The 17,973-nt window shown below is 65.0% G+C and carries 21 protein-coding genes and 1 other RNA gene; 8 read left to right on the forward strand and 14 right to left on the reverse strand.

The window, feature by feature from the left end; genetic code table 11:
- The 6 genes from IOC69_RS08485 to ffs all read right to left on the reverse strand — a co-directional run.
- Nucleotides 1–222 (reverse strand): hypothetical protein (locus IOC69_RS08485; RefSeq protein WP_290543111.1); only part of this gene is annotated, 222 nt, incomplete at its 3' end.
- 61 nt (nucleotides 223–283) lie between these two features.
- Nucleotides 284–961, reverse strand: coding sequence for a DUF3800 domain-containing protein (locus IOC69_RS08490; protein WP_290543112.1), 678 nt, complete (start codon nucleotides 959–961; stop codon nucleotides 284–286).
- A gap of 89 nt (nucleotides 962–1,050) precedes the next feature.
- On the reverse strand, nucleotides 1,051–1,656 hold the full coding sequence (gene recR / locus IOC69_RS08495) for a recombination mediator RecR (RefSeq protein ID WP_290543113.1): 606 nt from the start codon (nucleotides 1,654–1,656) through the stop codon (nucleotides 1,051–1,053).
- Nucleotides 1,656–1,979 carry a YbaB/EbfC family nucleoid-associated protein gene (locus IOC69_RS08500; protein WP_290543114.1) on the reverse strand — a complete coding sequence of 108 codons (324 nt, stop codon included), beginning with the start codon at nucleotides 1,977–1,979 and terminating at the stop codon, nucleotides 1,656–1,658. The genes recR and IOC69_RS08500 overlap by 1 nt, the downstream gene beginning before the upstream one ends.
- The gene (locus tag IOC69_RS08505) at nucleotides 1,963–3,660 is read right to left on the reverse strand and encodes a DNA polymerase III subunit gamma/tau (RefSeq protein ID WP_290543115.1); all 1,698 of its coding nucleotides are present in this window, start codon (nucleotides 3,658–3,660) and stop codon (nucleotides 1,963–1,965) included. Before IOC69_RS08505 ends, IOC69_RS08500 begins: the two co-directional genes overlap by 17 nt.
- An 82-nt stretch (nucleotides 3,661–3,742) precedes the next feature.
- Nucleotides 3,743–3,839: signal recognition particle sRNA small type (ffs, locus tag IOC69_RS08510), an RNA gene on the reverse strand.
- A 126-nt stretch (nucleotides 3,840–3,965) separates the two neighbouring features.
- Here ffs and IOC69_RS08515 point away from each other — a divergent pair.
- From IOC69_RS08515 to truA, 4 genes are all read left to right on the forward strand, one after another.
- Entirely contained in the window at nucleotides 3,966–4,349 is a 384-nt protein-coding gene (locus tag IOC69_RS08515; RefSeq protein WP_290543116.1) for a BA14K family protein, read from the forward strand.
- A 190-nt stretch (nucleotides 4,350–4,539) separates the two neighbouring features.
- Nucleotides 4,540–5,058, forward strand: a complete 519-nt coding sequence (gene def / locus IOC69_RS08520) for a peptide deformylase (protein ID WP_290543159.1) — start codon at nucleotides 4,540–4,542, stop codon at nucleotides 5,056–5,058.
- Nucleotides 5,055–5,966, forward strand: coding sequence for a methionyl-tRNA formyltransferase (gene fmt, locus IOC69_RS08525; RefSeq protein ID WP_290543160.1), 912 nt, complete (start codon nucleotides 5,055–5,057; stop codon nucleotides 5,964–5,966). Before def ends, fmt begins: the two co-directional genes overlap by 4 nt.
- Nucleotides 5,966–6,718, forward strand: coding sequence for a tRNA pseudouridine(38-40) synthase TruA (gene truA / locus IOC69_RS08530; RefSeq protein ID WP_290543117.1), 753 nt, complete (start codon nucleotides 5,966–5,968; stop codon nucleotides 6,716–6,718). The genes fmt and truA overlap by 1 nt, the downstream gene beginning before the upstream one ends.
- Here the strand turns inward: truA and dapE are convergent.
- From dapE to rpmH, 8 genes are all read right to left on the reverse strand, one after another.
- Nucleotides 6,697–7,869: a succinyl-diaminopimelate desuccinylase gene (dapE, locus tag IOC69_RS08535; RefSeq protein WP_290543118.1), complete on the reverse strand. Its 1,173-nt coding sequence runs from the start codon at nucleotides 7,867–7,869 to the stop codon at nucleotides 6,697–6,699. The genes truA and dapE overlap by 22 nt on opposite strands.
- Before the next feature lie 43 nt (nucleotides 7,870–7,912).
- Nucleotides 7,913–8,749, reverse strand: coding sequence for a 2,3,4,5-tetrahydropyridine-2,6-dicarboxylate N-succinyltransferase (gene dapD / locus IOC69_RS08540; protein WP_290543119.1), 837 nt, complete (start codon nucleotides 8,747–8,749; stop codon nucleotides 7,913–7,915).
- Between the two features lie 64 nt (nucleotides 8,750–8,813).
- Nucleotides 8,814–9,530, reverse strand: coding sequence for a pyrimidine 5'-nucleotidase (locus IOC69_RS08545; protein WP_290543120.1), 717 nt, complete (start codon nucleotides 9,528–9,530; stop codon nucleotides 8,814–8,816).
- Nucleotides 9,527–10,417, reverse strand: coding sequence for an acetylglutamate kinase (gene argB, locus IOC69_RS08550; protein ID WP_290543121.1), 891 nt, complete (start codon nucleotides 10,415–10,417; stop codon nucleotides 9,527–9,529). Before argB ends, IOC69_RS08545 begins: the two co-directional genes overlap by 4 nt.
- A 58-nt stretch (nucleotides 10,418–10,475) precedes the next feature.
- The gene (gene yihA / locus IOC69_RS08555) at nucleotides 10,476–11,108 is read right to left on the reverse strand and encodes a ribosome biogenesis GTP-binding protein YihA/YsxC (RefSeq protein ID WP_290543122.1); all 633 of its coding nucleotides are present in this window, start codon (nucleotides 11,106–11,108) and stop codon (nucleotides 10,476–10,478) included.
- Nucleotides 11,105–12,880, reverse strand: a complete 1,776-nt coding sequence (yidC, locus tag IOC69_RS08560; RefSeq protein ID WP_290543123.1) for a membrane protein insertase YidC — start codon at nucleotides 12,878–12,880, stop codon at nucleotides 11,105–11,107. Before yidC ends, yihA begins: the two co-directional genes overlap by 4 nt.
- Nucleotides 12,877–13,233, reverse strand: coding sequence for a ribonuclease P protein component (gene rnpA, locus IOC69_RS08565; protein WP_290543124.1), 357 nt, complete (start codon nucleotides 13,231–13,233; stop codon nucleotides 12,877–12,879). The genes yidC and rnpA overlap by 4 nt, the downstream gene beginning before the upstream one ends.
- Before the next feature lie 18 nt (nucleotides 13,234–13,251).
- Entirely contained in the window at nucleotides 13,252–13,386 is a 135-nt protein-coding gene (rpmH, locus tag IOC69_RS08570) for a 50S ribosomal protein L34 (RefSeq protein WP_111198758.1), read from the reverse strand.
- A gap of 227 nt (nucleotides 13,387–13,613) precedes the next feature.
- Between rpmH and IOC69_RS08575 the strand changes: the two genes are divergently transcribed.
- The 4 genes from IOC69_RS08575 to infC all read left to right on the forward strand — a co-directional run bounded on the left by IOC69_RS08575 (nucleotide 13,614) and on the right by infC (nucleotide 17,962).
- A complete protein-coding gene (locus IOC69_RS08575; RefSeq protein ID WP_290543125.1) occupies nucleotides 13,614–14,420 on the forward strand; it encodes a VTT domain-containing protein in 807 nt (268 codons plus the stop codon).
- Entirely contained in the window at nucleotides 14,417–15,826 is a 1,410-nt protein-coding gene (locus IOC69_RS08580; protein WP_290543126.1) for an FAD-dependent oxidoreductase, read from the forward strand. The genes IOC69_RS08575 and IOC69_RS08580 overlap by 4 nt, the downstream gene beginning before the upstream one ends.
- Complete coding sequence (locus IOC69_RS08585) at nucleotides 15,823–17,286, forward strand: HAMP domain-containing sensor histidine kinase (protein ID WP_290543127.1); 1,464 nt, start codon at nucleotides 15,823–15,825, stop codon at nucleotides 17,284–17,286. Before IOC69_RS08580 ends, IOC69_RS08585 begins: the two co-directional genes overlap by 4 nt.
- A gap of 121 nt (nucleotides 17,287–17,407) precedes the next feature.
- Nucleotides 17,408–17,962, forward strand: a complete 555-nt coding sequence (gene infC, locus IOC69_RS08590) for a translation initiation factor IF-3 (RefSeq protein WP_290543128.1) — start codon at nucleotides 17,408–17,410, stop codon at nucleotides 17,960–17,962.
- Nucleotides 17,963–17,973: the final 11 nt, after the last annotated feature.

Consider the following 17,973-nt stretch of genomic DNA (forward strand, 5'->3'; position numbering starts at 1 on the left):
GATCTGCACCGCCCACAACCTCTGCAAACTGGCCAAGGCCGCAACATGAGCCAGAACATCCCGCTGAACCCATTGCACAAATGCAACAAAAATCAGATTATCCAGACAGGCTCCTAGAGAGGCGCGCAGTCGAGTGAGATCAGTCCGCATAATTTGCTCCCTCCCGGCCGTCATTCCGGCGAATGCCGGAATCCAGCTTTCTTTCAACGCGTGCTGACGCAAAGCGGGATTCCGGCCTTCGCCGGAATGACGGCATAAGAGGAGCATAAACGGTATTCTGATTTCAGTTGAACGCCCGATGCTCCAGCAATTTGAACATGTCGTCATATCCCAAGATGGAGCGTGACGGAATCGGACGCTCCATGCGCAACAATGCATAGGAACAGAAATCAACCAACTGAATGAAATAGGAATCCTTCGAATCCTTGAAGATCGGATCCTCTACAATGCGTGTGACAGGTATGTTGCGCGTAGGCGTGTCACTCTCTTGCCATCCCCCGCGGTTGCTTGGGATGGGGTTGTGAATGCGCATTCTCCGGATGCGTCGGGTGAACTCCACCTCTTGACCCTCGTCACAGAAAAGCAGCACATGCTCCCCGTGCGCTTCCGCTGTCCTGTTGATGCGGTTAACGAGTCGTTCAAAGGCATAAAGCTCGTTGGAATTTATGCTGGCGAAGAGCCTAAACTTCCCACACCCCGCGACAAAGACAAGTACCTCACGAAAAATCGCAGCACGCTGCGACTTGGACAGCGGCCGGTCGGCAATCTGACCCTTTCCGGAGGCAAACTTCCAAGCATGCAACTCCTGAGACAAAAAGATCCCGTAGTCTTTGCGCAATCGCCTGCGAAAGTCCCTTACGGCAGAGAAAACAGTCGGCCAGCGTTCTCCCCTGAGTATCAGGGCAGAGTAGATGAATACACTGTTCTGTTCTTTGGATTCATCGATATAGGCAAACCACATTGGCTTGGTCCTGACAGCCTGGGGGAGTCAGGAAAAGTGCCGCAAGGGCGCCTGTCAACTCCGTATTCGAATACAGCCCTCAAGAAATTTCACAATGGCCGACGCGCCCGGATGGCCTGCGTGAGTGTGCCTTCGTCGAGATAGTCCAGCTCACCGCCCACCGGCACGCCATGGGCCAATCGTGATGCGGCGATGCCCAGCGTCTTCACGCGCTCGGTGATGTAATGCGCGGTGGTCTGGCCCTCGACGGTGGCGTTCAGCGCCAGCACGACCTCCTTCACCTGCGCCTGACCCGCACGCTCGATGAGGGAGCCAATGGCGAGGTCCTCCGGCCGGACACCCTCGATCGCCGACAGCGTGCCGCCGAGCACATGATAGAGGCCTGACCACGCGCCCGCGCGTTCCAGCGCCCAGAGATCGCCAACCTCTTCCACCACGCAGATGGTGGTGCGGTCGCGCCGCGCGTCGGTGCACAGCGTGCAGGGGTCAACGGTGTCGACATTGCCGCACTCGGTGCAGACCGTCACCTTCTCCCGCGCCTCCGCCATGGCCAGCGCCATGGGGGCCAGAAGCCGCTCGCGGTTCTTGATCAGGAACAGCGCCGCGCGGCGGGCCGAGCGGGGGCCGAGCCCCGGCAGTTTCGCCAGCAGCTGGATCAGCCTCTCGATTTCGGGTCCCGTCGTGCGGCGCGACATCAGAAGGGCAGCTTGAAGCCGGGCGGCAGCGGCAGCCCGCCCGTCACCGACTTCATCTCTTCCGCCATCATGGCTTCAGACTTGTTCCTGGCGTCAGTGTGCGCGGCGAGGATAAGGTCCTCGAGGATGTCCTTCTCCTCCGGCTTCATCAGCGACGGGTCGATCGACAGCGCGGTCATGGCGCCCTTGCCGGAGAGCGTCACCTTGACGAGGCCGCCGCCGGACTGGCCGGTGACGGCCGCCTGCTCCAGCCTGGTCTGCATCTCGGACATGCGGGACTGCATGGCCTGGACCTGTTTCATCATATCACCGAGGTTCTTCATCGCTCTCACTCATGCCGGGGGGCGGAGGGCTGTCATCGGGCAGCTTGACGTCGATGATTTCCGCCCCCGGGAAACGCTTCAGCACCGCCTGCACGTCCGGGTGTTCGCGCGCGGTGAAAAACAGATTGTCCCTGGCCTCCTGGCGCTGGCGGGAGACGGGCTTGTCGCCGCCGTCCTTCGCCACCATCACGATCCAGCGCATGCCGGTGAAGGCCTCGAGCTTGCGGCCGATCTCGTTGGCGAGCCCCGCATGCGCGCCCGGTTCAAGCGCCAGCTCAAACTGGCCCGGCGCCACGCGGATCGGGCGGATCAGGGTTTCAAGATCGGTTTTCAGCTTGATGTCACGCTTCTCGGTGGCGAGCGCCACCAGATCCCCGAAGCTCGTGAAGGCGCGTGTCTCGGTGGGCGCGGGGACCTGCGGCTTGACCGCCAGCGCCCCTCGCGACTCGACTGGAGCCCCGGACGTATCGCGAAGGAGTTCGCGGGCGCTCACCGGCGCCACGCGCTCGGAGGACTGCGGCTGCTTGACGATCTTGGCGAGTTCCTCGCCACCGGGAAGGTCCGCCGCGTGGCACAGGCGGATCAGCACCATTTCGGCCGCCATCAGCGGGTCGGAGTGAAGCTCCGCCTCGCGGATGCCCTTCAGCAGCATGGACCAGGCGCGCGTCAGATGCGCGATGCCGCATGTCTGCGCATGACCGGCGCCGCGGGTTTTCTCCGCCTCAGTGCGCGAGGAATCCGCGAGAGCGCCCTCCTTCACCACCTTCAGGCGGGTGACCCAGTGAACGTAATCGGCAAGGTCGCCAAGGATGGTCGCCGGGTCGCCGCCGTCCCGGTGCTGCGCCTCGATCTCCCCGATCGCCCCCTTGGCATCGCCCGCCATCACCGTCTCGAAAAGGCCGATAATGCGGGAGCGGTCCATGAGGCCCAGCATGGCGGCAACATCCGCCGCCTTCACCTTGCCCTCGCCATAGGCGATGGCCTGGTCGAGCAGCGACAGGCCGTCACGCACCGAGCCTTCCGCCGCGCGCGCGATCATGGCCAGCGCATCGGCTTCCGCCTCAACACCCTCCCTCACCGCGATGGCGCCGTAGTGCGACGCGAGCAGGGCGGCGTCCAGCCGCTTCAGGTCAAAGCGCTGGCAGCGGGAGAGGATGGTGACGGGAACCTTGTTGATCTCGGTGGTGGCGAAGATGAACTTCACATGCGGCGGCGGCTCTTCCAGCGTTTTCAGCAGCGCGTTGAAGGCGTTCTTCGAGAGCATGTGCACTTCGTCGATGATGTAGACCTTGTAGCGCGCGTGGACGGGCGCATAGCGCACGCTGTCAATGATCTCGCGCATGTTGTCGACGCCGGTGTTGGACGCGGCGTCCATCTCGATCACGTCCATGTGGCGCGATTCGAGGATGGGCTCGCAGTGCGGGCCCATCTCCGGCATGTCGATGGCCGGCCGGCCGCCATAGTTCAGCGCGCGGGCGATCAGGCGGGCGGTCGTGGTCTTGCCCACGCCGCGGACACCCGTCAGCATGAAGCCCTGGGCGATGCGGCCCGACGCGAAGGCATTGGTGAGGGTGCGCACCATCGCCTCCTGGCCGATGAGGTCAGGGAAGGTGCGCGGGCGGTATTTGCGGGCAAGAACGCGATACCCTGCCGCGTTCGCGCCGCTCTGAGTGTCATCCATGGCGGGCTTCCGCGGGGCAGCTTACATCTGGCCTATTCTTGCCGTCAAAGTGCATTCCACCTTAACGGAATATGCCATGAGGGTGGGAGGCTGGACGGGCAACCCGTTCCTGTCTCGTTGGGGCTGCTTCCTTCCGGACCTGACCCGGTTGGCGAGCGGCACGTCCGCCGCCAACCTCCCGCGCCCCATATGGGCGCTTGGGGAACAAAAGGCAAGCACTGCGCTTGCAAAGCGCCCGGCGCGGCGGCATTCTGTGGTTTCTTCAGCGTCCCCGCCCGGCGGGGATTTCAGGGAGTGTTTCCGCCATGTTCAGGAAGATCCTCGCCCCACTTCTGGGCCTCCTTGGCCTCGCCGCTCTGTCGATCAACGCCTCGGCCTCCGACCCCTATGGCACGGACAAGGACGGGGTGAAGGTCTGGAAGCCCTATGTGGTCGAGAAAAACTGCGCCGACGGGCTGTTTGAGTGTACGGCCCGGATCGACTATGCCCCCTTCCAGCGCTCCATGGTGGCCCGTTCCGGCAGCTACTGGTACCAGAAACCCTTCCTGGTCCACCGCTATGGCGATTTCCGCCCGCAGGCCGGTTCGAGCCATGATGCATGGTGCAGCGCGCGCTACCGCACCTATGACCCGGCCACCGGCACCTATGTGGGCCGCGGCTACAAGCGCCATCGCTGCATCAGCCCCTGAGCGCCAGGCGACCAGGCGTGATTGACCGGCGGCCACGGCCTGACCGGAACATGCGCCAGATCAAAAGCTTGAGCATGATCCTGTCGCAAAAGCGGTTCCACTTCTGCGGATCATGCTCTATCTCTTTGCCTGGTCGCATTTTCGACGGTCAACCTGTCAACTTGACCTGAAAATGCTTTATGAGACGGCCATGCCGCTGCTGCCCATCATAACCCTTCCCGACGAGAAGACGCTCCGCGAGGTGTCGAAGCCCGTGGCAGCCATCGATTCCCATGTGAAGAAGCTGTGGGACGACATGCTGGAAACCATGTACCGCGCCCCCGGCATCGGCCTTGCCGCCATCCAGGTGGGCGTGGCGCAGCGCCTCCTCGTGATTGACCTGGCCAAGGACGGCGAGCCCAGGGCGCCGGTCTTCGTCGCCAATCCGGAGATCATCTGGTCAAGCGAGCAGAAGAGCGACTATGAGGAAGGCTGCCTCTCCATTCCCGAATACTACGAGATGGTCACCAGACCCGCCGAGATCAAGCTACGCTACCTCAACCGCCAGGGCGAGCCGAACGAGATGCACGCCACCGGGCTGATGGCCACCTGCCTGCAGCACGAGATCGACCACTTGAACGGCATCCTGTTCATCGACCATATCTCGCGGCTGAAGCGCGAGCGGGTGATCAAGAAATTCCAGAAGGCCCAGAAGCTCGGAAAGCTCTGAGCATGCGCCTCGTCTTCATGGGCACGCCGGACTTCGCGGTGGAAACGCTGAAGACCCTGATCGCCGCCGGGCATGACATCGCCTGCGTCTATTCCCAGCCGCCGCGCCCGGCGGGCCGCGGCATGGCGGAACGGCCCTCGCCGGTGCAGGCTTTCGCGGCAGCACGGGGCCTCGGGGTGCGCACGCCCGCATCATTGAAGTCCGCCGGGGAACAGGCCCGCTTCGCCGCGCTCGATGCGGATGCCGCGGTCGTCGTTGCCTATGGCCTGCTGCTGCCCAAGCCCGTGCTCGATGCGCCGCGGCTCGGCTGCTTCAACGTCCATGCCTCGCTGCTGCCGCGCTGGCGCGGGGCCGCGCCCATCCAGCGCGCCATCATGTCGGGCGACAAGGAGTCCGGCGTCACCATCATGCGCATGGAAGAGGCATTGGACACCGGGCCGATGTGCAAGGTGGGAAGACTCGCGATCACGCCCATGACAACGGCCCAGACGCTGCATGATGATCTCGCGGCGCTTGGCGCGCGGCTGATGGCCGACGTGCTGGCGCAGCCGGACATCACCTCCGCGCCGCAGCCCGCCGGGGGCGTGACCTATGCGAAGAAGATCGACAAGGCCGAAGCCCGCATCGACTTCACGAGAAGCGCGCAGGAGGTGAGGAACCAAATCCACGGCCTATCGCCCTTTCCCGGCGCCTGGTTTGCCGTGAAGGGCACGCGCATCAAGGCGCTGCTCTGCGAAGTGACCGGCGGCAGCGGCACGCCCGGCACCTTCATTGACGAGGCGCTCACCATCGCCTGCGGCTCTCGCGCCATCCGCCTCCTCAAGCTGCAGCGCGAAGGCAAGGGCGCGATGGAGGCCGCGGATTTCCTGCGTGGCTTTCCCATCGCTGCAGGAACGGAGGCCGCCTGATGCCGCGCTATCGCCTCACCATCGAATATGACGGAGGGCCCTTCACCGGCTGGCAATCCCAGGCAGGCGGCACATCGGTTCAGGACGTGCTGGAGCGCGCCGTCGCCACCATCAACGGCGGGCATTCCATGGTCTATGGCGCGGGCCGCACCGATGCGGGCGTTCACGCGCTGGCGCAGGTGGCGCATGTGGACCTTGGCAAACCGTGGGACACATTCAAGCTCCGCAATGCGCTGAACGGCAACATCCGCGGGATGCCGGTGAGCGTGCTCGAAGCCGAGGAGGTGCCGGAGGATTTCCACGCGCGCTTCTCCGCCACGAGGCGCCATTATCTCTACCGCATCCTGAACCGCCGCGCGCCGCCCGCGCTTGACCGCGGCAAGGCGTGGTGGCTGCCGGTGGACCTCGACGCGGATGCCATGCATGAGGCCGCCCAGCACCTTGTCGGCAAGCATGACTTCACCACTTTCCGCGCCGCGCAGTGCCAGGCCAATTCGCCGGTGAAGACGCTCGACCATTTCGAAGTCGCCCGCTATGGCGAGCTGATCGAGATCAGGGCCGACGCCCGCTCCTTCCTGCACAATCAGGTGCGCTCCATGGTGGGCTCGCTGCGCCTCGTCGGCGAAGGCAAGTGGACGCCGCGCGACGTGAAACGCGCGCTCGACGCCGCTGACCGCGCGGCCTGCGGCCCGGTGGCCCCGCCGGACGGCCTTTACCTGCTCCGCGTCGGCTACAATTCCGCCGAGAAATAATCCGCGATGATGCGGCCGTAGATCGCCTGCGTGGCGCGCAGCTCGCCGATGGCGATGCGCTCATCCGTCTGGTGGATCGTCGCGTTGGTGGGGCCGAATTCCAGCACCGGGCAATAATCCTTCACGAAACGCGCGTCCGACGTGCCGCCGCTGGTCGAGAGCCTGGGCAGCAGGCCCGTCTCGTGCAGCACCGCATCCTGAACGAGGCCCACGAAGCGGCCGGGCTCGGTGATGAAGGCATCGGCACCCTCGGTGGCCGACACCGACCACGTGCCGCCCATCCCGGATTTCACCACCGCGATCTGCCCCTCCACCCATTGTTTCAGCGAGGCGAAACTGTGCTCGGTCGAGAAGCGGATGTTGAACTTGGCCGTGGCGCGCGACGGGATGACATTGCCCGCCGGATTGCCCACATCGAAGGTCGTCACCGCCAGCGTCGAGGGATCGAATCGATCGTTGCCCTCGTCCAGCCTCGCCGCCGCGATGCGGTCAATGAAGCGGGCGAGCTTGGGGATGGGGTTGTCGGCCTTGTGCGGATAGGCGGCGTGGCCCTGCTTGCCCTCGACCGTCACCGTAAAGCTCAGGGAGCCGCGGCGGCCGATCTTGATGGTGTCGCCAAGCCTGTCCACGCAGCTCGGCTCGCCCACGAGGCAATGGTCCGGGATATGGCCGTTCTCACGCATCCATTGCAGCACCTTCACCGTGCCGTTGATGGCGGGACCCTCCTCGTCGCCGGTGATGAGAAAGGAGAGCGAGCCCCTGAACTTGCCCGCCGTGCGCACGAAATCGATGGCGGCGCCGACAAAGGCCGCGACCGAGCCCTTCATGTCGGTGGCGCCGCGGCCATAGACGAAGCCATCGGCAATGTCGGCGGCAAAGGGCTGATGCGTCCAGCTCTCCACGATGCCTTCCGGCACCACGTCGGTGTGGCCGGCAAGGCAGAGATGCGGGTTGCCCGTGCCAATGCGCGCGAAGAGGTTCTCCACATCTGGCGTGCCCGCCTCGCGGAAGATCAGCCGCTGGCAGACGAAGCCGTGCATCGACAGCTGGTTCTCGAGGTAGGTGAGCGCACCGCCCTCGGCGGGCGTCACGGACTTGCAGCGGATGAGGTCCTGCAGCAGCGGAACGGGATCGGTGGGGGTGTTCTTCATGGGGGATTTTTGAGCATCGCAGGCATGGAAAGAAGCTGCGGCTTCAGTCGCGCAGCAATTCGTTGATCGAGGTCTTGGAGCGGGTCTTCTCGTCCACCCGCTTGACGATCACCGCGCAGTAGAGCGATGGGGACGGCGAGCCGTCGGCATAGGGCTTCTGCGGCAGCGAGCCCGAAACCACCACGGAATAGGGCGGCACCTTGCCCATGTGAACCTTGCCGGTGTCGCGCTCGATGATCTTGGTCGACTGGCCGATGAACACGCCCATGGAGATGACCGAGCCCTCGCCCACGACGACGCCTTCAACGACTTCCGAGCGCGCGCCGATGAAGCAATTGTCCTCGATGATGGTGGGGCCGGCCTGCATCGGCTCCAGCACGCCGCCGACGCCGACGCCGCCCGAGAGATGCACGTTCTTGCCGATCTGGGCGCAGGAGCCGACCGTGACCCAGGTGTCCACCATTGTGCCCGTGTCGACATAGGCGCCGAGGTTGACGAAGGACGGCATGAGGATGGCGCCGGGCGCCACATAAGCCGACTTGCGGACGACTGAGTTGGGCACCGCGCGGAAACCCGCGGCCCGGAAGTCCTTCTCCACCCAGCCGTCGAACTTGGAGGGCACCTTGTCCCACCAGCTGGAGCCGCCGGGACCGCCCGAAATCATCGCCATGTCATTGAGGCGGAAGGAGAGCAGGACAGCCTTCTTCAGCCACTGGTTCACGCGCCACTCGCCGTCCTGCTTCTCGGCGACGCGGGCCGTGCCGGAATCGAGCAGTTCAAGCGCGGCCACCACAGCGTCGCGCACCGCGCCCTTGGTCTCGAGGTTGACCTTGTCACGGGCCTCCCAGGCCTGTTCGATGGTGCTCTGAAGATCGGTCATGGCTGTACCCCTTCGGTCCTGGCTTGGTCTGTCGCGGTGGCTTTCGCCAAAAAGACTTGCGCGGTCAAGGCCGGCTTTTGCGGTCGCCCGCCAATCCCGCCAAAAAGCTGGCGAGGTCGTCGGTGACGTGGTGAATGTGCTCCTGCGCCGTGCCGCCGGTCTGCATGTTCAGGTGCTCGGCGTCCTTGTTCCCGGGGCTCACCACCAGCACAGTCGCCATGCCCAGCGCATGCGGGGCCTCCAAATTGCGGGCAATGTCCTCAAACATGGCGGAGGCCGTGGGGTCGATGCCGGTCTGGCCGATGAACTTGAGGTAGGGCTCCATCTCGGGCTTGGGGATGAAGTCCGAATGCACGATGTCGAAGATGCCGCCGAAATGACGCGTGATGCCGATGCGGGCCAGCACCTTTTCGGCATGGGCCACCGTGCCGTTGGTGAAGATCAGCTTGCGGCCGGGCAGCGCATGCAGCGCCTCGTCCAGCGCCTTGTTGGGCGGCACCGGCGAATGGTCGATGTCATGCACGTAATCGAGGAAGTCATCCGGCGTGATGCCGTGCTCGGTCATCAGCCCACGGAGCGTGGTGCCGTACTTATAGAACATCTCCTTCTGGCGCCGCCTGGCCTCGGCGTGGCCGATGTTGAGCAGCTTGGCTAAGAAGTTTCCCATCCTCACGTCGATCTGGTCGAACAGCCGGCAGGAGGCCGGGTAGAGCGTGTTGTCGAGGTCGAAGACCCAAGTATCTACATGAGAAAAACCGTCGACGCCGGCGAAGCCCCTCATGCGCCGGTCCGCGAAATGCGCGTTCCCACGCCATGAGGCGTCAAGAGTTCGAGCAGCACCGAATGCGGCACGCGGCCATCGAGGATGATGACGCCTTCAACGCCGGACCTCACCACATCCGCCGCGCTCTCAACCTTGGGGATCATGCCGCCGGTGATGGCGCCATTGGCGATGAGCTCCAGCAGGTCCCCCACCTTCAGCTCGCTGATCAGGTTCTTGCCCTTGTCGAGCACGCCGGCGACATCGGTGAGGAGGAGCAGGCGCTTGGCATGAGTCGCCGCGGCGATGGCGCCCGCCGCCGTATCGGCATTGACGTTGAGGGTCTCGCCGTCGATGCCAACTCCCACGGGCGCGATCACCGGAATGGCGTCGGACTTCATGATCGTCTCGAGAATGCCGGTGTTGATCTTGACCGGCTCGCCGACGAAGCCGAAGTCGATCTCGACCGTTGTGCCGGTGGCGGGATCGGTCTTCTCCCTGGTGAGTTTCCGGGCGATCATCAGATTGCCGTCCTTGCCGGAGATGCCCACGGCACGGCCGCCCGCCTGCTGGATGGAGGCCACGATCGACTTGTTGATGGAGCCCGACAGCACCATTTCGACGACCGACATGGTGGCCTCGTCGGTCACCCGCAGCCCCTCGCGGAACTCGGGCTGAACGTCCAGCTTGTCGAGCATCTTGTTGATCTGCGGTCCGCCGCCGTGGACGACAATGGGGTTGAGGCCGCAGACCTTCAGCATCACCATGTCGCGCGCGAACTGATGCGCGAGCTTCGGATCCACCATGGCGTGGCCGCCATATTTCACCACGATGATCTGGTCATCGTAACGCTGCAGAAAGGGCAGCGCCTCGGAAAGGATGCGGGCCGTCGTGGCGATTTCGTCCATGGAATTTCCCCGTCAGTCCCGCAGCGTCCTACAGGACATTCATTCCGGTTTCAAAGGCCTAAAGCAGCCCCGCGATCTCCGCCCGGAGCTCCGGGATGCCGAAGCCCTTTTCGCTGGAGGTGGCGTGGATTTCCGGGAAGGCCGCGGGGTGCTTCTTCACCGCGGCGGCAACCATATCCTTGACCTTGCCGAGCTCGGCCGGCTTGATCTTGTCGGTCTTGGTCAGCACCACCTGGTATGTGACGGCGGCCTCGTCGAGAAGGCCGAACATCTCCTCATCGGCCTTCAGGATGCCGTGCCGGCTGTCGATCAGCACGAAGGCGCGTGTCAGGCCGGGGCGGCCGCGGAGATAGCCCCTCAGCACCGCCTGCCACTGCTTCACCTCGTGCTTCGGCGCCTTGGCATAGCCATAGCCCGGCATGTCGACCAGCGTCAGCGCCTCGTTCACCTCGAAGAAGTTCAGTTCACGGGTTCGGCCTGGCGTGTTGGAGGCGCGGGCAAGGCCGTTGACGCCCGTCAGCGCATTGATCAGCGACGACTTGCCGACATTGGAGCGCCCGGCGAAGGCGATCTCGACGCTCTTGCCGGCAGGCAGCTGTTCGAGCTTCGCAACACCCAGCAGGAAGCGCGACGGGCCGCCGAACAAACGGCGGCCCGCGTCGATCTGGGCATCGGCGAAGGCCCCGCTCAACTTTCGGCCTTCTTCTTAAGGAAGGGCAGACTGTTCCTCACATTGCCGAAGAAGTCGATCTCGACGCCATGGCGCTTCATGATGAAGGACTGCTGCAGGATGGAGAGCGTGTTGCTCCACGCCCAGTAGATGACGAGGCCGGCCGGGAAGGTGCCGAGCATGAAGGTGAACATCACCGGCATCCAGTTGAACAGGCTGGCCTGCACCGGGTCCGGCGGCATGGGATTGAGGCGCATCTGCAGCCACATGGTGATGCCCATGATGATCGGCCACACGCCGATCATCAGCATATGCGGCGGCGTCCAGGGAATGAGGCCGAAGAGATTGAACAGACTCGTCGGATCGGGTGCCGAAAGATCGCGAATCCAGCCGAAGAACGGCGCATGCCTGAGTTCGATCGAGGTGAGGATGACCTTATAGAGCGCGAAGAAGATCGGAATCTGCACGACAACGGGCAGGCAGCCCGACAGCGGCGAAACCTTCTCGCGCTTGTAGAGCGCCATCATCTCCTGCTGCTGCTTCATCTTGTCGTCGGGATATTCCTTCTTCAGCCGCTCCATCTCGGGCTGCAGCTTCTTCATCTTGCTCATCGAGGCATAGGACTTGTTGGCAAGCGGGAAGACCGCCGCCTTGACAAGCACGGTGGCGATGAGGATGGCGACGCCGAAATTGCCGACGAGACCCTTGATCCAGTCGAGCAAATGGAAGAACGGCTTGGTCAGGAAGTAGAACCAGCCCCAGTCGATGATGTAACTGAAGCCCTGTATCTGGTGAAGGTTCTCGATCGCGTTGATGGTGCGCACCACCTTGGCGCCGGCGAAGAGCAGGCTGGTCGAGGAGGCGGACTTGCCCGGCTCGACCACCATCGCAGTCCTGGCGAGATAGTCCGTCTGGTAAAGGTCGCGGTTGTCGAACTTGGTGTGGATGAAGCTCGCCGTCACCGGCATCGTCTGGTCGGGGATTGCGGCGGCAGCCCAGTACTTGTCGGTGAAGCCGATCCAGCCGCCCGTGGTGTCGCGGCGGTCGGGCTCGGTCTGGCCGTTGACGTCACTATAGTGGACTTCGTGCAGGCTGCCGTCGAGCCAGCCGAGCATGCCTTCGAAGAACACCCAATAGCCCGAGACATGCGGCGTGTCCTGGCGCTGGATGCGGGCATAGGGAATCATGGCGACGGGGGCGCCGGACATGTTCTCCACCGTCTGTTCGACGGTGAAGAGATACTCGTCGCTCAGCTGGATCTTGCGGGCGAACTTCAGGCCCGCGCCATTGTCCCAGGTGAGCGTGACAGGGTTGTTCTCGCTCAGCACGGCGGAGGCGGGCGCAGTCCACACCGTGTTCGAGTCGGGAAGCCTCGCGGTCGTCCCGGTGGCGGGAACGACCCCCTGCTCGGCGAACAGCGCACCCGGCGTTCCGGATGGCGAGAGGAAGGTGATTGTCGGGCTCTCCGGATCGATGGTCTCGCGATAGCGGAGCAGGTGGAGATCGTCGATCATCGCGCCCTTCAGGTTGATCGAGCCCGATACATAGTCGGACTTGATGGCCAGGCGCGGCGACTTGGCGAGCGCTTCCTCACGCGAGGCGGCGATCGCCTCCGGCGTCATGCCGGGAACCGACCCGCCGACGGCGGGCGCGGCGGCTTGCTGCGTCTGCGCCGTCTGGGTCTGCGCCGCCAGCTTCTGCTGCAGGGGCGCCGCATAGAAATACTGCCAGCCGAAGATGATCAGCATCGACAGCACGATCGCGAGGATGAAATTCTTGTTGTCGAAGTTCATGGTGTTCCCTTATCCGCCGGAGGATGGGCGGTGCGATGCAGCCTCTTCAGAGCGGCGCTGAGATCATTCTCGAGGTCGGGGAAGGCGCGCTCCGGGGTGGGCGCGCGGCCGATCAGCACATAATCATGGCCGGGGCGGGCTTCCGCCGAAAGCCCCAGCCGCGCCAGCTCGCGGAGCCGGCGCTTCACGCGGTTGCGAACCACCGCATTGCCGATCTTCTTCGTCGCGGTGAAGCCAACCCGCGGCGGGGCCCCGTCACCGCGGGCACGCATCTGCACCACAAGGCCCGGCATGGCGGCATAATGCGCCCGGGCGGCGGCAACGAAATCCTGCCGACGCTTCAGGCGCTCCATTGTCCGACAGTCCGGCGCTCAGGCCGAAAGGCGCTTGCGGCCCTTGGCGCGGCGGCGGGCGAGGACGTTGCGGCCGCCAACCGTTGCCATGCGGGCGCGGAAGCCATGGCGGCGCTTGCGGACGAGCTTGGACGGCTGGTAGGTGCGCTTCACGTTGCTAACTCCATTTCGGCTTGTTCAGCCAATCATATCAAAAACATGTCCGGACATGCCAGATAGATCCCGGCAGCCGTCCCAGCGGCCTCGGGAAGTTGGTCCGGGCTTATGGGGGAAAAGCCGCGCGAAGTCAACGAGGCGCGCGGCATGTTGGACGCAGGCGCAGATACCTGCCGGCGCGACCCCCCTTCCGCTCGGCAGGCTGATGGTTCAAGCATGTCGGCATGATGATGTCGCCCGCCAGCCGCCCCCAGCCGGATGATAGCCTGCCCACCCCCGCCCCTGCCCGGGTCCGGCGCTGGCTGCCGGTGGCCGTGCTGCTGTGCCTGGTGACGCTGGTCTTCGGGCTCGGCGTGCAGAACCAGCTCTCGCTCGCCGCGCTGATCGAACATCGCGACGCCATCCGCAGCTGGGTCGATGGCCATTTCGCCCTGGCGCTGGCCGCTTTCGGCCTGCTCTATGTCACCGTCGTCGCCCTGTCGTTACCTGCGGCGGCGGCGATGAGCCTCACCGGTGGCTTTCTGTTCGGCTGGGCGGTCAGCGCCCCCATCGCCACGCTGGCCGCAACGGCAGGTGCGGCCATCGTCTTCGAGATCGTCAAGACCTCGTTTGGGGCGGTCCTGGCGGAACGTTCCGGTCCCTTCCTCACACGGCTGTCACGCGGCTTTGCCGAAAATGGCTTCAGCCTGCTCCTGTTCCTGCGTCTCACACCCGTTTTCCCCTTTTGGGCGGTGAATGCCGTGGCGGGGTTGAGCCGCATGCCGCTGTCCACCTTTCTCGCGGCCACGGCAATCGGCATTATTCCCGGCGCGATTGCCTTCGCGCTGGTGGGTTCCGGCCTCGACACGCTTGTCGACGACCAGGCGCTGGCCTTCAAGGTCTGCGCCGCGCAGAACGGGGCGGAGAACTGCCAGGTCTCGCTCAGCCCCGTGGCTCTGATCTCGCCGGAGCTGCTGTGGGGCCTCGCCGGGCTTGGCATCATCGCGCTGGCGCCCATGCTGGTGAAACTGTGGAAAGGCCACAAGCCATGAGCACCAGGAGTTTCGACATCGCGGTGATCGGCGCAGGCTCCGGCGGCCTCTATTTCGCGGCCGCCGCCGTGCAATTCGGGCAGCGCGTGGTGCTGTTCGAAAAGGCCGAGATGGGCGGCGAGTGCCTCAACACCGGCTGTGTGCCCTCCAAGGCCTTGCTCGCCGCCGCGAAGCAGGCCCAGGCGATGCGCGATGCGGCGCGCGTGGGCATCACGCCGGTGGAGCCGCAGATCGACTTCGCCGCGGTTAGCGCCCATGTGCAGGGCGCCATCGCCGCCATTGCGCATCATGACAGCCAGCAGCGCTTCGAAGCTCTCGGCGTCACCGTCATCCGCGCCGCGGCCCGTTTCATCGACGGCCGCAGTCTCGAAGCCGGGGGTGAGCGCTACAGCGCGCGCCGCACCGTCATCGCCACCGGCTCGCACCCCGCCATACCGCCCATCCCGGGACTGGGCGGCGTCCCCTACCTCACCAACGAGACGCTGTTTGCCAACGCAACTCTGCCCTCGCACCTCCTTGTCCTCGGCGGCGGCCCCATCGGCATGGAGATGGCGCAGGCGCACCGGCGGCTTGGCGCGCGCGTCACCGTCATCGAAGCCGCCACGCCGCTGGCGCAGGATGACCCTGAACTCGCGGCGACAGTGCTTGCGCGGCTTGCGAAGGAAGGCGTCAGCATCGCCGCATCGACCGCCGTCACCCGCGTCACCCGCGCTGACGGGGGCATCGCACTCGAAGCCGGCGGCCGCACCTTCACCGGCTCGCACCTGCTGGTCGCCACCGGCCGCAAGCCCAATATCGAAGGTCTCGGGCTCGACGCGGCGGGGATCGCCTTCACGCCGCAGGGCATCACGGTCGATAAGGGCCTGCGCACGACCAACCGCCGGGTCTATGCCATCGGCGATGTGGCGGGCGGGCGCTTCACCCACGAGGCGGGCTATCAGTCCGGCGTCGTCATCCGCAACGCGCTCTTCGGCCTTCCCGCCAGGGCGACGGCCGCAATCCCGCATGTCACCTACACCGATCCCGAGCTTGCGCAGATCGGCCTCACCGAGGCGCAAGCGCGCGCCGCCCACGGCGACGCCATCCGCGTGCTGCGCGCGCCCTTCAGCGGCAATGACCGCGCCATTGCCGAAGGCCACGCCGAGGGCCTCGTCAAGATAATCACCACCCGCCGCGGCCGCATCCTCGGCGCCGGCATTGTGGGGCCGGGCGCTGGCGATCTCCTGCAGCCCTGGGTTCTGGCGCTGGAGCGCGGCCTCAGGATCGGCTCGCTCGCCTCCACCATCCTGCCATACCCCACCCGCGGCGAGGCCTCGCGGCGCGCCGCCATCGGATATTTTGCGGATTTCGCATCCCATCGGCTCGTCCGCGGCGCAATCGGGCTGATGAGCAGGATCAGGCCATGACGGGCGGCGCGGCGCGGCATGAGGGGCCGGGCCTCCTGCGGGGGCTGTCCGGCAAGGTGCTGGCGATGACCGTTGTCTTCGTCATGCTGGGCGAAGTGCTGATCTTCCTGCCCTCCATCGCCAATTTCCGCATCCAGTGGCTGAAGGGCCGCATCGCCCAGGCCGAAATCGCGGCGCTCGCGGCGGAAGCCGCCCCCGACCGCATTCTCTCGCCCGACCTGCGCACCGAAATCCTGAAGGGGGCGGGCGTGCTCGTCGTTTCCCTCACCCGCGGCGAAACGCGCAGGCTGATGCTGAGGAGCGAGACCGATCACATGATCGATGCGTCCTATGATCTGCGCGGCGTCTCGTGGCCCGTGGCCATCGCCGATGCCTTCGCCGTTCTGCTGCAGCCCGCCGGCCGCGTTATCGGCGTCATCGACAAGCCGCCCAACATGTCGGGCGACGTGATCGAGGTGGCGCTTTTCGAAAAACCGCTGCGCGAGGCGATGCTGCGCTCGGGCCTCAATATCTTCCTGCTTTCCGTCGTGCTCTCCGCCATCGTCGCGGGCCTCGTCTATCTGGCGCTCAACATCGTGCTTATCCGCCCGATGAAACGGCTGACGCGCAACATGACGGTCTTCGCGCAGAACCCGGAGGACCGCTCGCGCATCATCGTTCCCTCGGCGCGCCAGGACGAGATCGGCATCGCCGAGCGCGAGCTCCATGACATGCAGTCGGAACTCACCGCCATGCTGCAGCAGAAGAGCCGTCTTGCGGCTTTGGGCCTTGCGGCGGCGAAGGTGAGCCACGATCTGCGCAACATGCTCTCCTCCGCCCATGTGATCTCCGACCGCCTGTCGATGGCGGAGGATCCGACCGTGAAGCGCTTTGCGCCCAAACTCATCGTCAGCCTCGACCGCGCCATTTCCTTCCTCACCGCCACGCTGAAATTCGGCCGCGCCGACGAACCGCCGCCGGTGCGCGAACGGCTGCCGCTGAAGGACATCGCCGAAGAGGTGATCGACACCGCCGTGCTGCAGGCGTCCTCGCGCGTCGTGCTGTTCAACCACGTGCCGCCCGGCCTCGAGATCGACGCCGACCGCGAACACCTGAACCGCGTGCTCACCAACCTGCTGCGCAACGCCATCCAGGCGCTGGAACATCAGGAGGAGGAGGCCGATGGCCGTGTCATCCTCTCCGCCTGGCGCGAGGGCGCGGTGGTGGTGATCGAGGTGAGGGACAATGGCCCGGGCATTCCGGAGCGGGTGCGCCCGAAACTGTTCGAGGCCTTCCAGAGCGCCGCCAGGCCGGGCGGCGTTGGCCTGGGCCTGGCCATCGCGGCGGAGCTGATCCGGTCCCATGGCGGCGAGATCAGGCTCAGGGAAACCGGGCCGGAGGGAACCGTCTTCCACGTGGTGGTGCCGGACGCCGTGGTGGAACTGCGCCCTGGCCGAAGAGGCGCCCGCAACCGGGCATGAACCTTGTCCTTTCCGCGCTTGACGGGGGCGCCTCATTCAATGTCTATAGCGTTCGCAACCGAACCACAGGGGGTGGAGAAATGTCAGGCCCCCGAACACAGGAGCTCAAGACCACTTGCCAATGCCACCCAGGAGGCCGTCACTCAGCCGCGGAGCCGCCCCCCCGCAAAAGGAAGAAGGACACAGGATCAACCACCGCATCGACGCCCGCGACGTGCGTCTGATCGGCGCCGATGGCGCGAATGTCGGCGTCGTGCCGATCCGCCAGGCCATCATGATGGCCGAGGAAGCGAACCTCGACCTGGTCGAAATTTCACCGGACGCCAAGCCCCCGGTCTGCAAGATCCTCGACTACGGTAAGTTCAAGTTTCAGGAACAGAAAAAGGCCGCCGAGGCCCGCAAGAAGCAGAAGGTCATCGAGATCAAGGAGATCAAGATGCGCCCGATGATCGACGATCACGATTACGACGTGAAGATGAAGGCGATCAGGCGCTTCTTCGAGGAAGGCGACAAGGTCAAGATCACGCTCCGCTTCCGCGGCCGCGAAATGGCCCACCAGGAATTGGGCCAGCAGCTTCTCGACCGTGTCAAGAAAGACGTCGTCGAGACCGCCAAGGTCGAATCCGAACCCCGCTTCGAAGGCCGCCAGATCGTCATGGTCCTGGCGCCCAAGTAGCGGGCGCCAGT

The organism is Aestuariivirga sp., from assembly GCF_020252405.1.
Taxonomy (GTDB): domain Bacteria; phylum Pseudomonadota; class Alphaproteobacteria; order Rhizobiales; family Aestuariivirgaceae; genus Aestuariivirga.